Raw genomic sequence first — 12,575 nt, forward strand, 5'->3', positions numbered from 1 at the left:
TCAGAGCCGGAAAATAAGTGTGATAAGCCTCACATCATACCCTTAGCACAAGGTGAGATCCTGCGGCTAAATGTTACAAATTTGTAATAGGAACGGCGAGTTATCTCACCGTTAACGCATAGCGATCCACCGCCAGCGCGATCTCGCCTGAGGTTTTCAACGCGCGCACCTGGCTAAACAGATCGCTGGCTTCCTGATAGGCTTTGCGCAGATAGCCCAGCCACTGTTTGATCCTGGCAACATGATAAAGCCCGGTATCACCCTGTTTTTCCAGCTGCACGTAGCGCTGTAGCAGCGTCACTACCTGCGGCCAGGGCAAAGGCGGTTCGTTGTATTTAATCACCCGGCTCAGATTGGGGACATTAAGCGCGCCGCGCCCGATCATCACGGCGTCGCAGCCCGTTACCCGCAGACAATCCTGCGCGCTTTGCCAGTCCCAGATTTCACCGTTGGCGATAACCGGGATAGTCAGACGCTGGCGGATCTCGCCAATCGCCTGCCAGTTAATCCGCTCCGGCTTGTAACCATCTTCTTTGGTGCGCCCGTGCACCACCAGTTCGCTGGCGCCGGCCTGCTCTACCGCATCCGCGATTTCAAACTGTCGCGCGCCTGACTCCCATCCCAGCCGCACCTTCACCGTCACCGGCAAATGCGCAGGAACGGCTGCGCGCATCGCTTTCGCGCCGCGATAAATCAGCTCGGGATCTTTCAGCAGGGTGGCGCCGCCGCCGCTGCCGTTAACGGTTTTGGAAGGACAGCCGCAGTTCAGATCGACGCCCCAGGAGCCCAGCTCCGCCGCGCGCGCCGCGTTTTCCGCCAGCCATTCAGGATACTGACCCAGCAGCTGAATACGCACCAGCGTGCCGGAAGGCGTACGGCTGGCGTGAAGCAGCTCCGGACAGAGCCGGTAAAAGGATTTGGCAGGCAAAAGCTGATCGACCACCCGCAGAAACTCGGTGATACAGAGATCGTAATCGTTGACGTCGGTGAGCAGTTCGCGCACCAGTGAATCAAGCACGCCCTCCATCGGGGCAAGTAAAACGCGCATGTCACAAACCGTTGCTGATAAAGGAAAGAGGAGGCTGGCTTAACCGCCAGCGAAAACAAGGGGATCGGGCGATCCCCCTTATTTACCGTTACGCCGGGTTAGAGCGACGCTGACGGGTTTTGTTGGTGCGCGGTGCGCCAGCGCTTTCGCCCTGACGACGTGGGCCGCTGCCCTGACGCTCCGACTGGCTACGCTCGCCGCTGGCTGCCTGGCCACGGCCACCGCCGTTACCGCTACGGTTGCCGCTCTGACCGCGTTCGCCGCCGCGATTGCCCTGCGGCGCGCCGCGACCACGGCCTGCACCGCCGCCACCGCCGCCACGCTGCTGACGACCGTTCTGAATCGGCTCCGCTTTGATGCTCGGATCCGGCTCGTAGCCTTCAATAGCGATACGCGGGATCTCACGCTTCAGCACGCGCTCGATATCGCGCAGCAGCTTGTGCTCGTCCACGCAGACCAGCGACAGCGCTTCGCCGGTGGCGGCAGCACGGCCCGTACGGCCGATACGGTGCACATAATCTTCCGGCACGTTCGGCAGCTCGTAGTTAACTACGTGCGGCAGTTCGGAAATATCGATACCGCGCGCGGCGATGTCGGTCGCCACCAGTACGCGAATGTTGCCGTCTTTAAAGTCGCTCAGCGCACGGGTACGCGCGCCCTGGCTCTTGTTGCCGTGGATGGCGGCGGCGGTGATGCCATCTTTATTCAGCTGTTCAGCCAGATGGTTAGCGCCGTGCTTGGTGCGGGTAAACACCAGCACCTGCTGCCAGTTGTCGCGACCAATCAGGAAAGAAAGCAGTTCCCGCTTGCGCTTTTTGTCCACAAAGTGCACGTGCTGGGTAATCTGCTCGGAAGCGGTGTTGCGGCGAGCCACTTCCACCTGCTCCGGGTTATGCAGCAGTTTTTCCGCCAGGGTTTTGATCTCGTCGGAGAAGGTAGCGGAAAACAGCAGGTTCTGACGCTTAGCCGGCAGCTTGGACAGCACGCGACGGATATCGTGGATAAAGCCCATATCCAGCATACGGTCCGCTTCGTCCAGCACCAGGATTTCAACCTGTGACAGATCCAGCGCGTTCTGATGCTCCAGATCCAGCAGACGGCCCGGAGTTGCCACCAGCACGTCAACGCCGCCGCGCAGCTTCATCATCTGCGGGTTAATGCTGACGCCGCCAAAGACGACCAGCGAGCGCAGATCCAGATATTTACTGTAATCGCGCACGTTTTCGCCAACCTGCGCGGCCAGCTCGCGGGTTGGGGTTAAGATCAGCGCGCGAACGGGGCGGCGACCTTTTGGATGCGGGCTTGAGCTGCTCAGCAGCTGCAGCAGCGGCAGCGTAAAACCAGCGGTTTTACCGGTACCGGTCTGGGCGCTGGCCATCAGGTCGCGCCCGCCCAGTACGACAGGGATCGCCTGACGCTGAATAGGGGTTGGCTCGTTATAGCCCTGTTCGTTAACTGCACGCAAAATATCGGCATTAAGGCCGAGAGAATCAAATGACATAAAGTTGACTGACTCCGGTTCCGCCCTGACCGCGACAAGCGGTGTAGTTTCCAGGGGGAGAATATGACGCCAGGCTCAGCCTGACGCTTGAAAGGGGGCACAAACCACGGTGCGTAAGGGCCGGATTATAACAGATGTTCCACGCCCGGCGCGAAATATTCTTTCACGGCCAAAAAAGCGGCGGGTTTATCACGGGAACGGGGGCCGGGAAGCGGCAGGATAGCGGGAAGCGGCAGGATAGCGGGAAGCGGCAGGATGGCGGGAAGCGGCAGGATGGCGGGAAGCGGCAGGATGGCGGGCCGTCGCGGCCCGCCCGGCGTTAACGGCGAACGCGCACCGGCTCTTTAGCCAGCAGCGAAACCACGGCGGGCCCGGTCAGCATGACCACGCCAACGCAGCCCAGCAGCAGGTTGTTATGCACTACGCGGGACAGCAGATACAGCACCAGCATCGCGGCGCCAAAATAGTAAGTGGTGGTGACGTCTTCCAGGAAGTCGCCCAGGCGACGTAAACGCGGCAGGCGCTGGGCCGGCAGCATGACGATAAAGACGCTGGCGTACATCGCCAGTAACACCGAGCTGACCTGGAACAGCGCATGATGCTGCCAGCCCCAGACAAGGGCGGCAATCAGCAGCAGGTGCAGCGTGATATGGACACAGGTTTGTCCGGTAACAATCTGAACACGATTGGACCATTTCATTATTTTATCTCCCGACAGACCTGACTGAGGTCTGCCCAAGCCTGGCTGTCACAGTAAGTGACAACGCATTTCATCAGACTACCGTAGTTCTTAATTAATGCCGTAAATTTCTGCACTTAGCGGCACACTTTTGTGACAAGGACTACACTTTACTCTTCCTGATCCGAAGAGGAGAGCGCGCACAGTATGTCACAAAAACCGCAAGGATTTTCATTAAAAGTCCTGACGATCAATACGCACATGGGTTTCAGCGCGACCAATAAGCGTTTTATTTTGCCGGAATTAAGGGATGCGGTCAGAGATACCTCGGCCGATATTGTCTTTTTGCAGGAGGTCATGGGCTCTCACGATCTGCACTCTATTAAGGTGCAGAACTGGCCCGACACGCCCCATTACGAATTTCTTGCCGAGATGATGTGGCAAGATTTCGCCTATGGGCGCAACGCCGTCTATCCTGAAGGCCATCATGGCAACGCGCTGCTGTCCCGCTTTCCCATTTTGTCCTATGAAAACCGGGATATCTCCGTAGAGGGCACGGAAAAGCGGGGCCTCCTGTACTGTAAAATAACGCTCCCCGACAGCGACAAGATTTTGCATACCGTCTGCGTGCATCTGGGCCTGCGGGACGCGCATCGCGCCGCTCAGCTAACCATGCTCTGCGAGCTGCTTAATAGTCTGCCGCCGGATGAACCCGTGGTGGTGGCGGGCGACTTCAACGACTGGCAGCAAAAAGCCAATAAAATATTACAACGAGGAGCGGGGATGGAAGAGGTATTCAGCCAGAAAAACGGCCGCCCGGCACGTACCTTCCCTGCCCGCTTTCCTCTGTTACGACTGGATCGAATTTACGTCCGTAATGCCGCCGTCAGTCATCCGCACAAAATACCGCTGCGACCCTGGTCGCACCTGTCCGATCACGCGCCTCTGGCTGTGGAGATACACTTATGAAAACGGAATGGCGTGACGGTAATCACCTGCGCCTGTTGGCCAATGGCGAACAATATTTTCCCCGCGTCTTCGAGGCGATCCGCCGCGCAAAAGAGAGCGTGCTGCTGGAAACTTTTATTCTTTTTGAGGATGAAGTCGGAAAAGCTCTGCAGGAAGTTATTCTGGATGCCGCCACGCGCGGCGTGAAGGTTGAAATGCTGCTGGACGGCTATGGCTCTAACGACCTTTCGCCGGAATTTATCCGCAGTCTCACCTCCGCTGGCGTGCGCTTTATCTTTTACGATCCGCGCCCGCTGGTGTTTGGCATGAGAACCAACGTTTTCCGCCGCATGCACCGTAAAACCGTGGTTTGCGACGGTGAAATCGCTTTTGTCGGCGGCATTAACTATTCCGCCGAGCATAATTCCAGCTACGGCGAGGAAGCGAAGCAGGACTACACCGTCGAGGTCAAAGGCCCGGTGGTGGAAGATATTGCCCGCTACGTCAAGGAGGCGATCAACAGCGAACAGCCGGTCAGGCGCTGGTGGAACGGACGGTCGCACCGCGCCGTGCGCAACCGTGCGCCGGGCGATGCGCAGGTGCTGTTTGTCTGGCGCGATAACGACGAGCACCGCGACGATATCGAGCAACACTATATCGATATGCTGCGCGAGGCCAAAGAAGAGGTGATTATCGCCAACGCCTATTTCTTCCCCGGCTATCGTCTGCTGCGCGAAATGCGCTCGGCGGCCCAGCGCGGCGTATCGGTGAAATTGATCGTGCAGGGCAAGCCCGATATGCCGATCGTCAAGGTCGGCGCAGAGCTGCTGTATAACTACCTGGTCGGCGGCGGCGTGGAGGTGTACGAATATATCCGGCGTCCGCTCCATGCCAAAATTGCCATCCAGGATAACTTCTGGTCAACGGTTGGCTCCAGCAATCTCGATCCGCTTAGCCTGTCGCTGAACCTGGAGGCGAATCTGATCATTCACGATCGCGCATTCAACCAGACCCTGCGCACCGAACTGACGCGTCTGCTGGCCGAGGATTGCGTACGGGTGGATGAAGATAAGCTCCCTCCTCAAAACTGGTGGCAGCTGGGGAAAAGCATTGTGGTCTTCCACTTCCTGCGGCATTTCCCGGCGATTGCCGGCTGGCTGCCCGCGCATACGCCTAAGCTGGCGCAGATCGCGCCGCCGGTGCAGCCTGAAATGGAAACCCAGGATCGCGTCGAATCTGACAGTGAAAAAGAGAGGGCTAAATCCTGATGTCTCAGTCACATGCTCGCTGGAAATGGATAAAAAAAGGGCTGACCGGCCTGTTTTTTATCGCGGTAATCGTGCTGCTGGTGATTTACGCCCGCAAGGTTAACTGGCATGACGTGCTTAACGTTATTACCAACTATAACCGCACGGCTATTCTCGCCTCCGTAGCTCTGGTGGTGGTCAGCTATCTGACCTATGGCCTCTACGATTTAATCGGCCAGGCCTACTGCGGCCACAAGCTGCAAAAGCGGCAGGTGATGCTGGTGTCGTTTATCTGCTACGCCTTTAACCTGACGCTCAGTACCTGGGTAGGCGGCGTGGCGATGCGCTACCGGCTCTATTCGCGGCTCGGCCTGAGCGGCAGCACCATTACGCGTATTTTTTCGCTCAGTATCGCTACCAACTGGCTGGGCTACGTGCTGGTGGCCGGTATCGTCTTCAGCAGCGGCGCGGTGCCGATCCCCAAAGGCTGGTTTATCGGCGAAGGCACGCTACGCGCGATCGGCGTGGGGCTGCTGGCTTTTGTGGTATTTTATCTTGCGCTCTGCGCCTTCTCCAAACGTCGCCGCTGGACGGTAAAAGGCCACAAGCTGGCTCTGCCCTCTTTCCGCATGGCGATGCTGCAGTTTGCGGTGTCCAGCGCTAACTGGCTGGTGATGGGGATGATTATCTGGCTGCTGTTTGCACAGCAGGTTGATTATCCTCAGGTGCTGGGCGTACTGCTGATCAGCAGTATTGCGGGCGTGATTATTCATATCCCTGCCGGGATTGGCGTGCTGGAAGCGGTATTCCTGGCGCTGTTGAGCGGCGAACATCTGTCGCACGGCGCCATTATCGCCGGGCTACTGGCCTATCGCGTCATCTACTTTATCGCGCCGCTGCTGTTGGCGCTGGTGCTTTATCTGTGGCTGGAGAGCCGGGCGAAAAGCCTGCGGCATAAAAACCAGCAGGATATGCAAAAGCAGGCGTAAAAAAAGGGGCGGTAAACGCCCCTTGTTCATTAACGGCGGTTGCCGAAAATCCGCAGCAGCATCAGGAACAGGTTAATAAAGTCCAGATACAGCGTCAGCGCGCCCATAATCGAGTGGCGGCGCAGATTCTCTTTATCCCGCACATCAATATTCTCACCGATATTTTTCAGCTTCTGCGTGTCATACGCGGTCAGCCCGACGAACACCAGCACGCCGATATAGGTAACGGCCCACATCAGCGCGGTGCTTTTCAGCCAGAAGTTGACCAGCGACGCCAGCAAAATGCCGATCAGCGCCATAAACAGGATGCTGCCCATCCGGCTCAGATCGCGCTTAGTGGTATAGCCCCAGAAGCTCATTACGCCGAACATCCCGCCCGTGACCACAAAAGTGCTGGCGATAGACGAATAGGTGTATAGCAAAAAGATGCTGGCCAGCGTCAGCCCGGTCAGCGCCGAATAGAGCATAAACAGACCGGTCGCGACCGCGCCGCTCAGCTTGTGCACCATGCCGGACAGCACAAAGACCACGGCCAGCTGGGCGATAATCAGCCCGTAAAAGGTAATTTTATTGGCAAAAACCAGCTGCATGACCGCAGGGGTGTTGGCGGCAAACCAGGACACGAAAGCGGTCAGCAGCAGACCGCAGGTCATCCAGCCGTAGACCTGCGCCATGTAGGTTTGCAGGCCCGTGGTGGCGCCGGAAACAATAGAACCGTTGGAACGAGGATATCTTTCCATGATGCTCTCCTTTAAGGTGAATTTACTGCTAAGTCTGGCACAGTCCGGCCGGGTTGGGCCAGCAGCGCCTGTAGCTTTTTCGTGACAAAAATTCCCCTTGCACCACAAACCTGGCCTGACGCCCCGCGACTGTATAAAGGTCAACCATTTTTTGCCGATAGAGTGAACACAGGGAGAACGCTTACCGGGAAGTCTGAGAACAATTTAATTCACTCCAGGGGTTCCTGATGAACAAGCCACACCAGAAGCGAAAAATGAGCACGCGCACCATGATGCTCCTGACCGGCGCGTTAACTATCACGCTCGGTTTTACCATCACTATTGGTCTGCTCAGCTGGCAGTCCAGCCAGCAACAGCGCAAAATCGCCGAGCAGTATCTGGGACAAATTGCCCAAAGCAACGCGCTCAGCGTGCAGCAAAGCCTTGATTACGCCCGCACGGTAGCCAGAGATATGGGCCAGAGCATTCTCGCCCTGCCCGCCGCTGGCGTGCCCGATCGCAAAGTCGCGGAAGAGTTAATGAAGGCAGCCATGAAGCAGAATCCGGACTATCTGTCGCTGTCGATCACCTTTGAAGCCAATGCCTTTGACGGCAAAGATGCGGAATTCGCCGCCCGGCCAGGTACGCCGCCGCAGGGACGTTTCGCACGCTTTGTCGATCGCGACAGCGCGGGCAATTTCGCCATGCATAATCTGGAATCCATCTTCACGCCCGGCCAGGGCGACTACTATCTGATCCCGCAAAAGCTGCAAAAGGATGTATTGATTGAACCTTACAGCTACGCCTATAACGGCGTGCCGACGCTGCTGACCTCGGTGGCGGCGGTGATTATGGATAACGGCCAGCTGAAAGCGGTCGCCACGTCCGATATCTCGCTCGCCTCGCTGCAAAAAAGCGTGGGCGCGGTGAAGCCCTGGAGCGGCACCGGCTATGCGCTGCTGCTTTCCAACAAAGGCCTGGTGGTGTCCAGCCCTGACAAAGCGGAAGCGGGCAAGGCGTATAAAGGCGAAACCAACGGCTTTACCCAGGATGTGGTGCAGCATTTTGACCGCGTGCTGGGCGAGGATGTGCTGGAAACCTGGCGCCCTGTGACCATCGGCAACAGCCAGCAGCCCTGGTATCTGGGCGTGGTGGCGCCGGTCAGTGCGGTAATGGCTGAGGCCAACCGTCAGCTGATCCATGCGCTGATTATGATGGTGCTGAGCATTGTGATTGTCTGCGCCGTGCTGGGCGTGCTGTTCAGCCGAAAAATCTCCCGGCCGGTGGGCGGCGAACCTTCTCAGGCCGCAGAAATCGCGCTTGGCGTGGCGGAAGGCAACCTCAGTGCGGATATTCCGGTTGGTGCGCAGGACAGGCAAAGCATTTTCTTCGCCATGCAGACCATGCAGCAGCAGCTGCGCACGATGGTTGGCGAGATCATTTCCGCCAGCGATTCCGTCCGCCAGGGCGCAGAAGAGATCGCTTCCGGCAACCTCGATCTGGCATCGCGTACCGAACAGCAGGCCGCCGCGCTGGAAGAGACCGCCGCCAGCATGGAACAGCTTACCGCCACGGTGAAGCACAATGCCGATAACGCGCACAGCGCCACCGAGCTGACCGATAACGCTACCGCTATCGCACAGCGAGGCGAGCAGCTGGTGCAGCAGGTGGTGGAAATCATGCAGCAGATCGACGAAAGCTCGCAGAAAATCGGCGCCATCACCAGCATCATTAACGGCATCGCCTTCCAGACCAATATTCTGGCGCTTAACGCCGCGGTGGAAGCCGCACGGGCTGGCGAACAGGGCCGTGGTTTCGCCGTGGTGGCGTCGGAAGTACGCAGCCTGGCGCAGCGCAGCGCCAACGCGGTAAAAGATATCTCGGCGCTGATTGGCGAATCGACGCAGCGCGTAAATACCGGGGTTTCGCTGGTGCAGGACGCGGGCAGAACCATGCAGGAGATGAATACCGCCGTGAATTCCGTGAAGACGATTATCGGCGAGATCGTGCACGCTTCCGACGAGCAGTCGCAGGGCATTGGCCAGGTGACGGTGGCCGTCAACCAGATGGACGGCGCGACGCAGCAGAACTCCGCGCTGGTTCAGCAAATGTCCGCCGCCGCCGCTTCGCTGGAAGATCAGGCGAAACAGCTGGCGCAAACGGTACAAATTTTCAGGCTGGAATCGGCATAACGGAAGATGGCAGCCTCTTAGTGAGGCTGCCTTAATCGCTCAGGATAACGTCAGGCAAAAGCATCCGGGCCTTTGCGCGCCAGCGTATTCAGTACCCTTAACGCCGCGCCGTTAGGTTTCTTTTCGCCCCGCTCCCATTTGGAAATGGTTACCACCGACATATTGACGTATTCGGCCAGCATCGCCTGGCTGAGATCGAAACGCTCGCGCAGCTGCCGTATCGCCTGGCCGGGCATATCCTGCACCGCCGGAAGACGCTGGCGTAGCTCCTGCAATCGAACACGGGCATCAATGTAGTGCACGGTTTCAGCAGAAACGCCGCCGACTTCATGAAAGTCGTGGGCGATTTCCTGTAAGTCCTTTAAATGGTCAACCATCAAATTTAACCTCTCGCATTTTTCCTGCGGCCAGCGCTTTTTCCACTATTTCAGGCGACATAGTGAACAGCTCCGCCGCAATTTTTCTGTATGCTTCAAGCTCGCTGGCTGAAATTTCCTTACCCGCTTTTTTTGCAGCGGATTTAGGGTAACCGTTAACAAAGAAAAGATGCTGTTGCAATTTAAACACCACCACAGCACGCGCGCCTCCGCTTTTTCCAGCCTCCAGCGGAATGCGCTTTTTATAGACATGGCCGCCCAGACTGGCTTCATAATAACCGGCTATTACTTCTCTGGCGGCCTGCCGAATCTTATCGTTATCAATACCCGTCCCCTTGAGATTTCTGTCGAACGGCTTTAATACAAAAATCGCCATTATCGCTATCCTTGCTATCAATTACCCGGCGCTTCCTGCGCCCTGACAGACCTTACTTTACTATAGTACTAAGGACAGTAGCAAAGCGCAATATTTAACCATATCGACTTAGTTTGCCCGTCCCAGACAGCTTTGATAACGTCCGTCCACGCGCTGCGCGAACCATGCGGTAGTCAGACTGCGGGTGATTTTCGGGCTTTCCAGCTTAATACCGGGCAGCATCTCGCGCGGCTGACGCCTGCCGGCATTTTTATCCGCCCGGGCAAACACCTGCTGCCATAAGTCGGTTTTTTCAAACGCCAGCGTTTCGCCTTTCTCCAGCGCGCTGCGGATGGCGCCGTCGCTTAACCCTAAGTGCAACGCCCGTACCGCCAGCTCGGTGGAGCCGGCCGCATCCGAACCGTACTGGATCAAATCGCCGTCCAGCGCCAGTTTAATGCCGCTAAGCCGCGCCACGGCAGCCTGAAACGCCGCGTTGCGGCTGGCATACCAGCCCGCGTTAAAATCCGCGAAGCGGTAAAGCGTTTTGCTGTAGTTAGCCGGATAGCCAAGCAGATGGCGGGTGCCGAACCAGACGCCGCCGCGACGGCTAAACACTTCCCGACGAATAGTGCCATCGATTGGGTAAGGGTAGCCATCGGCATGGGCCTCGGCAAAGGCAATGCTGACCTGCATCGGGCCGCCGGTGTGGATAGGGTTGAGGTTGCCAAACAGCGTCTGCCCCATCGGCACCATATTGATAAAATCATCAAAAATGGCGCTCAGCTCTTTTTCGCTGCGCACCTTGTCCAGCCTGTCGGTATAGCTCTCGCCGTTCGGCGATTTGATCCGCAGCGCGGTACGCACCACGAAGGAGGGAATATGCAGCTTGCCCGCGCGGCGGTCGATTTCGCCCCAGGCGATTTTCGGCAGGCCCGGCACGCTGGCGTTAGCATTAAAGGTGGTTTCCTGATCGGCGACGGCAATAACGGCGCAGACGTTGCTGACGGAAGGATCGAGCTTCTGGCTGGTGAACGCGGCGAAGATGTCGTCGGTCCAGCCCTGACGATCGCTGACTTTGGACGGCAGCAGCCGGGTGATCTGCGCTTTTACATCGGCCGGGCGCCGCTCGGGCAGCTTCTTTTCAGGCTGAGTGCTACAGCCTGCCAGCACCAGCAAGGCCAGCAGCGACAGACGTTTAACGGCGGAGTAAACCATGACTTTCCCTGTGTAAAAAAAATTTACCTCAAGGTTACACAGCGAAACATGATTAATCCATCAGAGCGGGCTAAAACAGCCCCGGAACGGCCCGCCCTTGCCGACCGGCGGCAAAGAACCGCTATGCCCAGCGCGAGGCGGCTTCTTTATCGCTGTCGCGGGCATCAACCCAGCGCTCGCCTTCCGGCGCGGCTTCTCTTTTCCAGAACGGCGCGCGGGTTTTCAGATAATCCATAATAAATTCCGCCGCCGCAAAAGCCGCGCCTCGATGTGCGCCGCTGACGCCAACCAGCACGATTTCATCGCCGGGAAACAGCTCGCCGATACGATGGATCACCGTCACGCGCTGCATCGGCCAGCGTTCGCGCGCTTCGGCCACAATCTCCGCCAGCGCCTTTTCGGTCATTCCCGGATAATGCTCCAGCGTCAGCGCAGAAACGTTATCGCCCAGGTTGTGATTGCGCACTTTGCCGGTAAAGGTCACCACCGCGCCATCTTCATCACAGGCGGCCAGCCAGCGGTACTCTTCCGCCATCTCAAACGGCGCCTGCCCTACTCTGATCCGGGTTTCCATTTTAACCTCCGGTTACCGGTGGGAAAAACGCGACCTCGTCGCCCGCTTTCAGCGGATGCTGGGCGGAAACCAAAGTCTGATTGACCGCCGCCAGCAGCTTGTCTGACGAGAGCGCCAGCGACCAGCGATCGCCTCGCTGCGCCAGTGCCGCACGCAGCGCTTCCACGGTGGCGTAGTCTTCGGTAACGCTGATGCTGTCGGTGCCGACCAGCTCGCGCACCTGCGCAAAAAAAAGGACGTTAATCATGCTTATCCGCCTTAAAATCGCCGGATTTGCCGCCGCTTTTGCTCAGCAGTCGGCACTGTTCAATGCTGATATCTTTCTGCACCGCTTTGCACATGTCGTAAATGGTCAGCGCGGCCACCGAGGCCGCCGTCAGCGCCTCCATCTCTACGCCGGTTTTGCCGGTCAGACGGCACAGCGATTCGATACGCACGCGGCTGTTGGCGGTATCGGCGCTCAGCGTCACTTCGACCTTGCTTAGCAGCAGCGGATGGCACAGCGGGATCAGCTCCCAGGTACGCTTGGCGGCCTGAATACCCGCAATGCGCGCCGTGGCGAAGACATCGCCCTTGTGATGGCTGCCGTCCAGGATCATCTGGAGCGTATCGGGATGCATCACCACAAAGGCTTCCGCACGCGCTTCACGTACGGTGTCGTTTTTGGCGGAGACATCCACCATGTGCGCCTCGCCGGAGGCGTTAATATGGGTCAGTTGGGACATAGT

General features: G+C 57.9%; 14 protein-coding genes. 4 read left to right on the forward strand and 10 right to left on the reverse strand.

What is annotated here, in order from left to right:
* Nucleotides 1-100: 100 nt before the first annotated feature.
* The 3 genes from dusC to QCD69_RS05530 form a co-directional block, all read right to left on the reverse strand.
* Nucleotides 101-1,048, reverse strand: coding sequence for a tRNA dihydrouridine(16) synthase DusC (dusC, locus tag QCD69_RS05520; protein WP_301251283.1), 948 nt, complete (start codon nucleotides 1,046-1,048; stop codon nucleotides 101-103).
* A gap of 88 nt (nucleotides 1,049-1,136) precedes the next feature.
* A complete protein-coding gene (rhlE, locus tag QCD69_RS05525) occupies nucleotides 1,137-2,549 on the reverse strand; it encodes an ATP-dependent RNA helicase RhlE (RefSeq protein WP_301251284.1) in 1,413 nt (470 codons plus the stop codon).
* Between the two features lie 319 nt (nucleotides 2,550-2,868).
* Entirely contained in the window at nucleotides 2,869-3,249 is a 381-nt protein-coding gene (locus tag QCD69_RS05530; RefSeq protein ID WP_253454822.1) for a YbhQ family protein, read from the reverse strand.
* 186 nt (nucleotides 3,250-3,435) lie between these two features.
* Here QCD69_RS05530 and QCD69_RS05535 point away from each other — a divergent pair, with 186 nt between their 5' ends.
* From QCD69_RS05535 to QCD69_RS05545, 3 genes are read left to right on the forward strand one after another with little or no spacing between them, the layout of a single operon-like run.
* Nucleotides 3,436-4,197: an endonuclease/exonuclease/phosphatase family protein gene (locus QCD69_RS05535; RefSeq protein WP_253454823.1), complete on the forward strand. Its 762-nt coding sequence runs from the start codon at nucleotides 3,436-3,438 to the stop codon at nucleotides 4,195-4,197.
* A complete protein-coding gene (gene clsB / locus QCD69_RS05540) occupies nucleotides 4,194-5,444 on the forward strand; it encodes a cardiolipin synthase ClsB (protein ID WP_301251285.1) in 1,251 nt (416 codons plus the stop codon). The genes QCD69_RS05535 and clsB overlap by 4 nt, the downstream gene beginning before the upstream one ends.
* A complete protein-coding gene (locus QCD69_RS05545; RefSeq protein WP_253454825.1) occupies nucleotides 5,444-6,412 on the forward strand; it encodes a lysylphosphatidylglycerol synthase domain-containing protein in 969 nt (322 codons plus the stop codon). Before clsB ends, QCD69_RS05545 begins: the two co-directional genes overlap by 1 nt.
* Nucleotides 6,413-6,441: 29 nt before the next feature.
* Here QCD69_RS05545 and QCD69_RS05550 read toward each other — a convergent pair whose 3' ends face one another.
* Nucleotides 6,442-7,152, reverse strand: a complete 711-nt coding sequence (locus QCD69_RS05550; RefSeq protein WP_125288836.1) for a Bax inhibitor-1/YccA family protein — start codon at nucleotides 7,150-7,152, stop codon at nucleotides 6,442-6,444.
* Between the two features lie 227 nt (nucleotides 7,153-7,379).
* Between QCD69_RS05550 and QCD69_RS05555 the strand changes: the two genes are divergently transcribed.
* Entirely contained in the window at nucleotides 7,380-9,323 is a 1,944-nt protein-coding gene (locus QCD69_RS05555; RefSeq protein ID WP_253454826.1) for a methyl-accepting chemotaxis protein, read from the forward strand.
* Between the two features lie 50 nt (nucleotides 9,324-9,373).
* Here the strand turns inward: QCD69_RS05555 and QCD69_RS05560 are convergent, their stop codons facing one another.
* The 6 genes from QCD69_RS05560 to moaC form a co-directional block, all read right to left on the reverse strand.
* Nucleotides 9,374-9,700 (reverse strand): helix-turn-helix domain-containing protein, encoded by a 327-nt coding sequence (locus QCD69_RS05560; protein WP_301251287.1) that lies wholly within the window; start codon nucleotides 9,698-9,700, stop codon nucleotides 9,374-9,376.
* The gene (locus tag QCD69_RS05565; protein WP_253454828.1) at nucleotides 9,693-10,076 is read right to left on the reverse strand and encodes a type II toxin-antitoxin system RelE/ParE family toxin; all 384 of its coding nucleotides are present in this window, start codon (nucleotides 10,074-10,076) and stop codon (nucleotides 9,693-9,695) included. Before QCD69_RS05565 ends, QCD69_RS05560 begins: the two co-directional genes overlap by 8 nt.
* A gap of 108 nt (nucleotides 10,077-10,184) precedes the next feature.
* Nucleotides 10,185-11,273, reverse strand: coding sequence for a DUF1615 domain-containing protein (locus tag QCD69_RS05570; protein WP_253454829.1), 1,089 nt, complete (start codon nucleotides 11,271-11,273; stop codon nucleotides 10,185-10,187).
* A 121-nt stretch (nucleotides 11,274-11,394) separates the two neighbouring features.
* Nucleotides 11,395-11,847: a molybdopterin synthase catalytic subunit MoaE gene (gene moaE, locus QCD69_RS05575; RefSeq protein WP_301251290.1), complete on the reverse strand. Its 453-nt coding sequence runs from the start codon at nucleotides 11,845-11,847 to the stop codon at nucleotides 11,395-11,397.
* Nucleotide 11,848: 1 nt separating this feature from the next.
* Nucleotides 11,849-12,094 (reverse strand): molybdopterin synthase sulfur carrier subunit, encoded by a 246-nt coding sequence (gene moaD, locus QCD69_RS05580; protein ID WP_253454830.1) that lies wholly within the window; start codon nucleotides 12,092-12,094, stop codon nucleotides 11,849-11,851.
* Nucleotides 12,087-12,572, reverse strand: a complete 486-nt coding sequence (gene moaC / locus QCD69_RS05585; RefSeq protein ID WP_253454831.1) for a cyclic pyranopterin monophosphate synthase MoaC — start codon at nucleotides 12,570-12,572, stop codon at nucleotides 12,087-12,089. Before moaC ends, moaD begins: the two co-directional genes overlap by 8 nt.
* Nucleotides 12,573-12,575: the final 3 nt, after the last annotated feature.

Origin of the sequence: Erwinia sp. PsM31, assembly GCF_030433775.1 — a bacterium.
GTDB classification, from domain to species: Bacteria; Pseudomonadota; Gammaproteobacteria; order Enterobacterales; family Enterobacteriaceae; genus Erwinia; species Erwinia aeris.

What these genes read in the sequence shown, in the direction of transcription:
- QCD69_RS05565 (WP_253454828.1), bottom strand. Translation starts at nt 10,076, where the DNA reads ATGGCGATTTTTGTATTAAAGCCGTTCGACAGAAATCTCAAGGGGACG.
- moaE (WP_301251290.1), bottom strand. Translation starts at nt 11,847, where the DNA reads ATGGAAACCCGGATCAGAGTAGGGCAGGCGCCGTTTGAGATGGCGGAA.
- QCD69_RS05535 (WP_253454823.1), top strand. Translation starts at nt 3,436, where the DNA reads ATGTCACAAAAACCGCAAGGATTTTCATTAAAAGTCCTGACGATCAAT.
- moaD (WP_253454830.1), bottom strand. Translation starts at nt 12,094, where the DNA reads ATGATTAACGTCCTTTTTTTTGCGCAGGTGCGCGAGCTGGTCGGCACC.
- QCD69_RS05530 (WP_253454822.1), bottom strand. Translation starts at nt 3,249, where the DNA reads ATGAAATGGTCCAATCGTGTTCAGATTGTTACCGGACAAACCTGTGTC.
- QCD69_RS05570 (WP_253454829.1), bottom strand. Translation starts at nt 11,273, where the DNA reads ATGGTTTACTCCGCCGTTAAACGTCTGTCGCTGCTGGCCTTGCTGGTG.
- dusC (WP_301251283.1), bottom strand. Translation starts at nt 1,048, where the DNA reads ATGCGCGTTTTACTTGCCCCGATGGAGGGCGTGCTTGATTCACTGGTG.
- QCD69_RS05555 (WP_253454826.1), top strand. Translation starts at nt 7,380, where the DNA reads ATGAACAAGCCACACCAGAAGCGAAAAATGAGCACGCGCACCATGATG.
- QCD69_RS05550 (WP_125288836.1), bottom strand. Translation starts at nt 7,152, where the DNA reads ATGGAAAGATATCCTCGTTCCAACGGTTCTATTGTTTCCGGCGCCACC.
- QCD69_RS05545 (WP_253454825.1), top strand. Translation starts at nt 5,444, where the DNA reads ATGTCTCAGTCACATGCTCGCTGGAAATGGATAAAAAAAGGGCTGACC.
- rhlE (WP_301251284.1), bottom strand. Translation starts at nt 2,549, where the DNA reads ATGTCATTTGATTCTCTCGGCCTTAATGCCGATATTTTGCGTGCAGTT.
- QCD69_RS05560 (WP_301251287.1), bottom strand. Translation starts at nt 9,700, where the DNA reads ATGGTTGACCATTTAAAGGACTTACAGGAAATCGCCCACGACTTTCAT.
- moaC (WP_253454831.1), bottom strand. Translation starts at nt 12,572, where the DNA reads ATGTCCCAACTGACCCATATTAACGCCTCCGGCGAGGCGCACATGGTG.
- clsB (WP_301251285.1), top strand. Translation starts at nt 4,194, where the DNA reads ATGAAAACGGAATGGCGTGACGGTAATCACCTGCGCCTGTTGGCCAAT.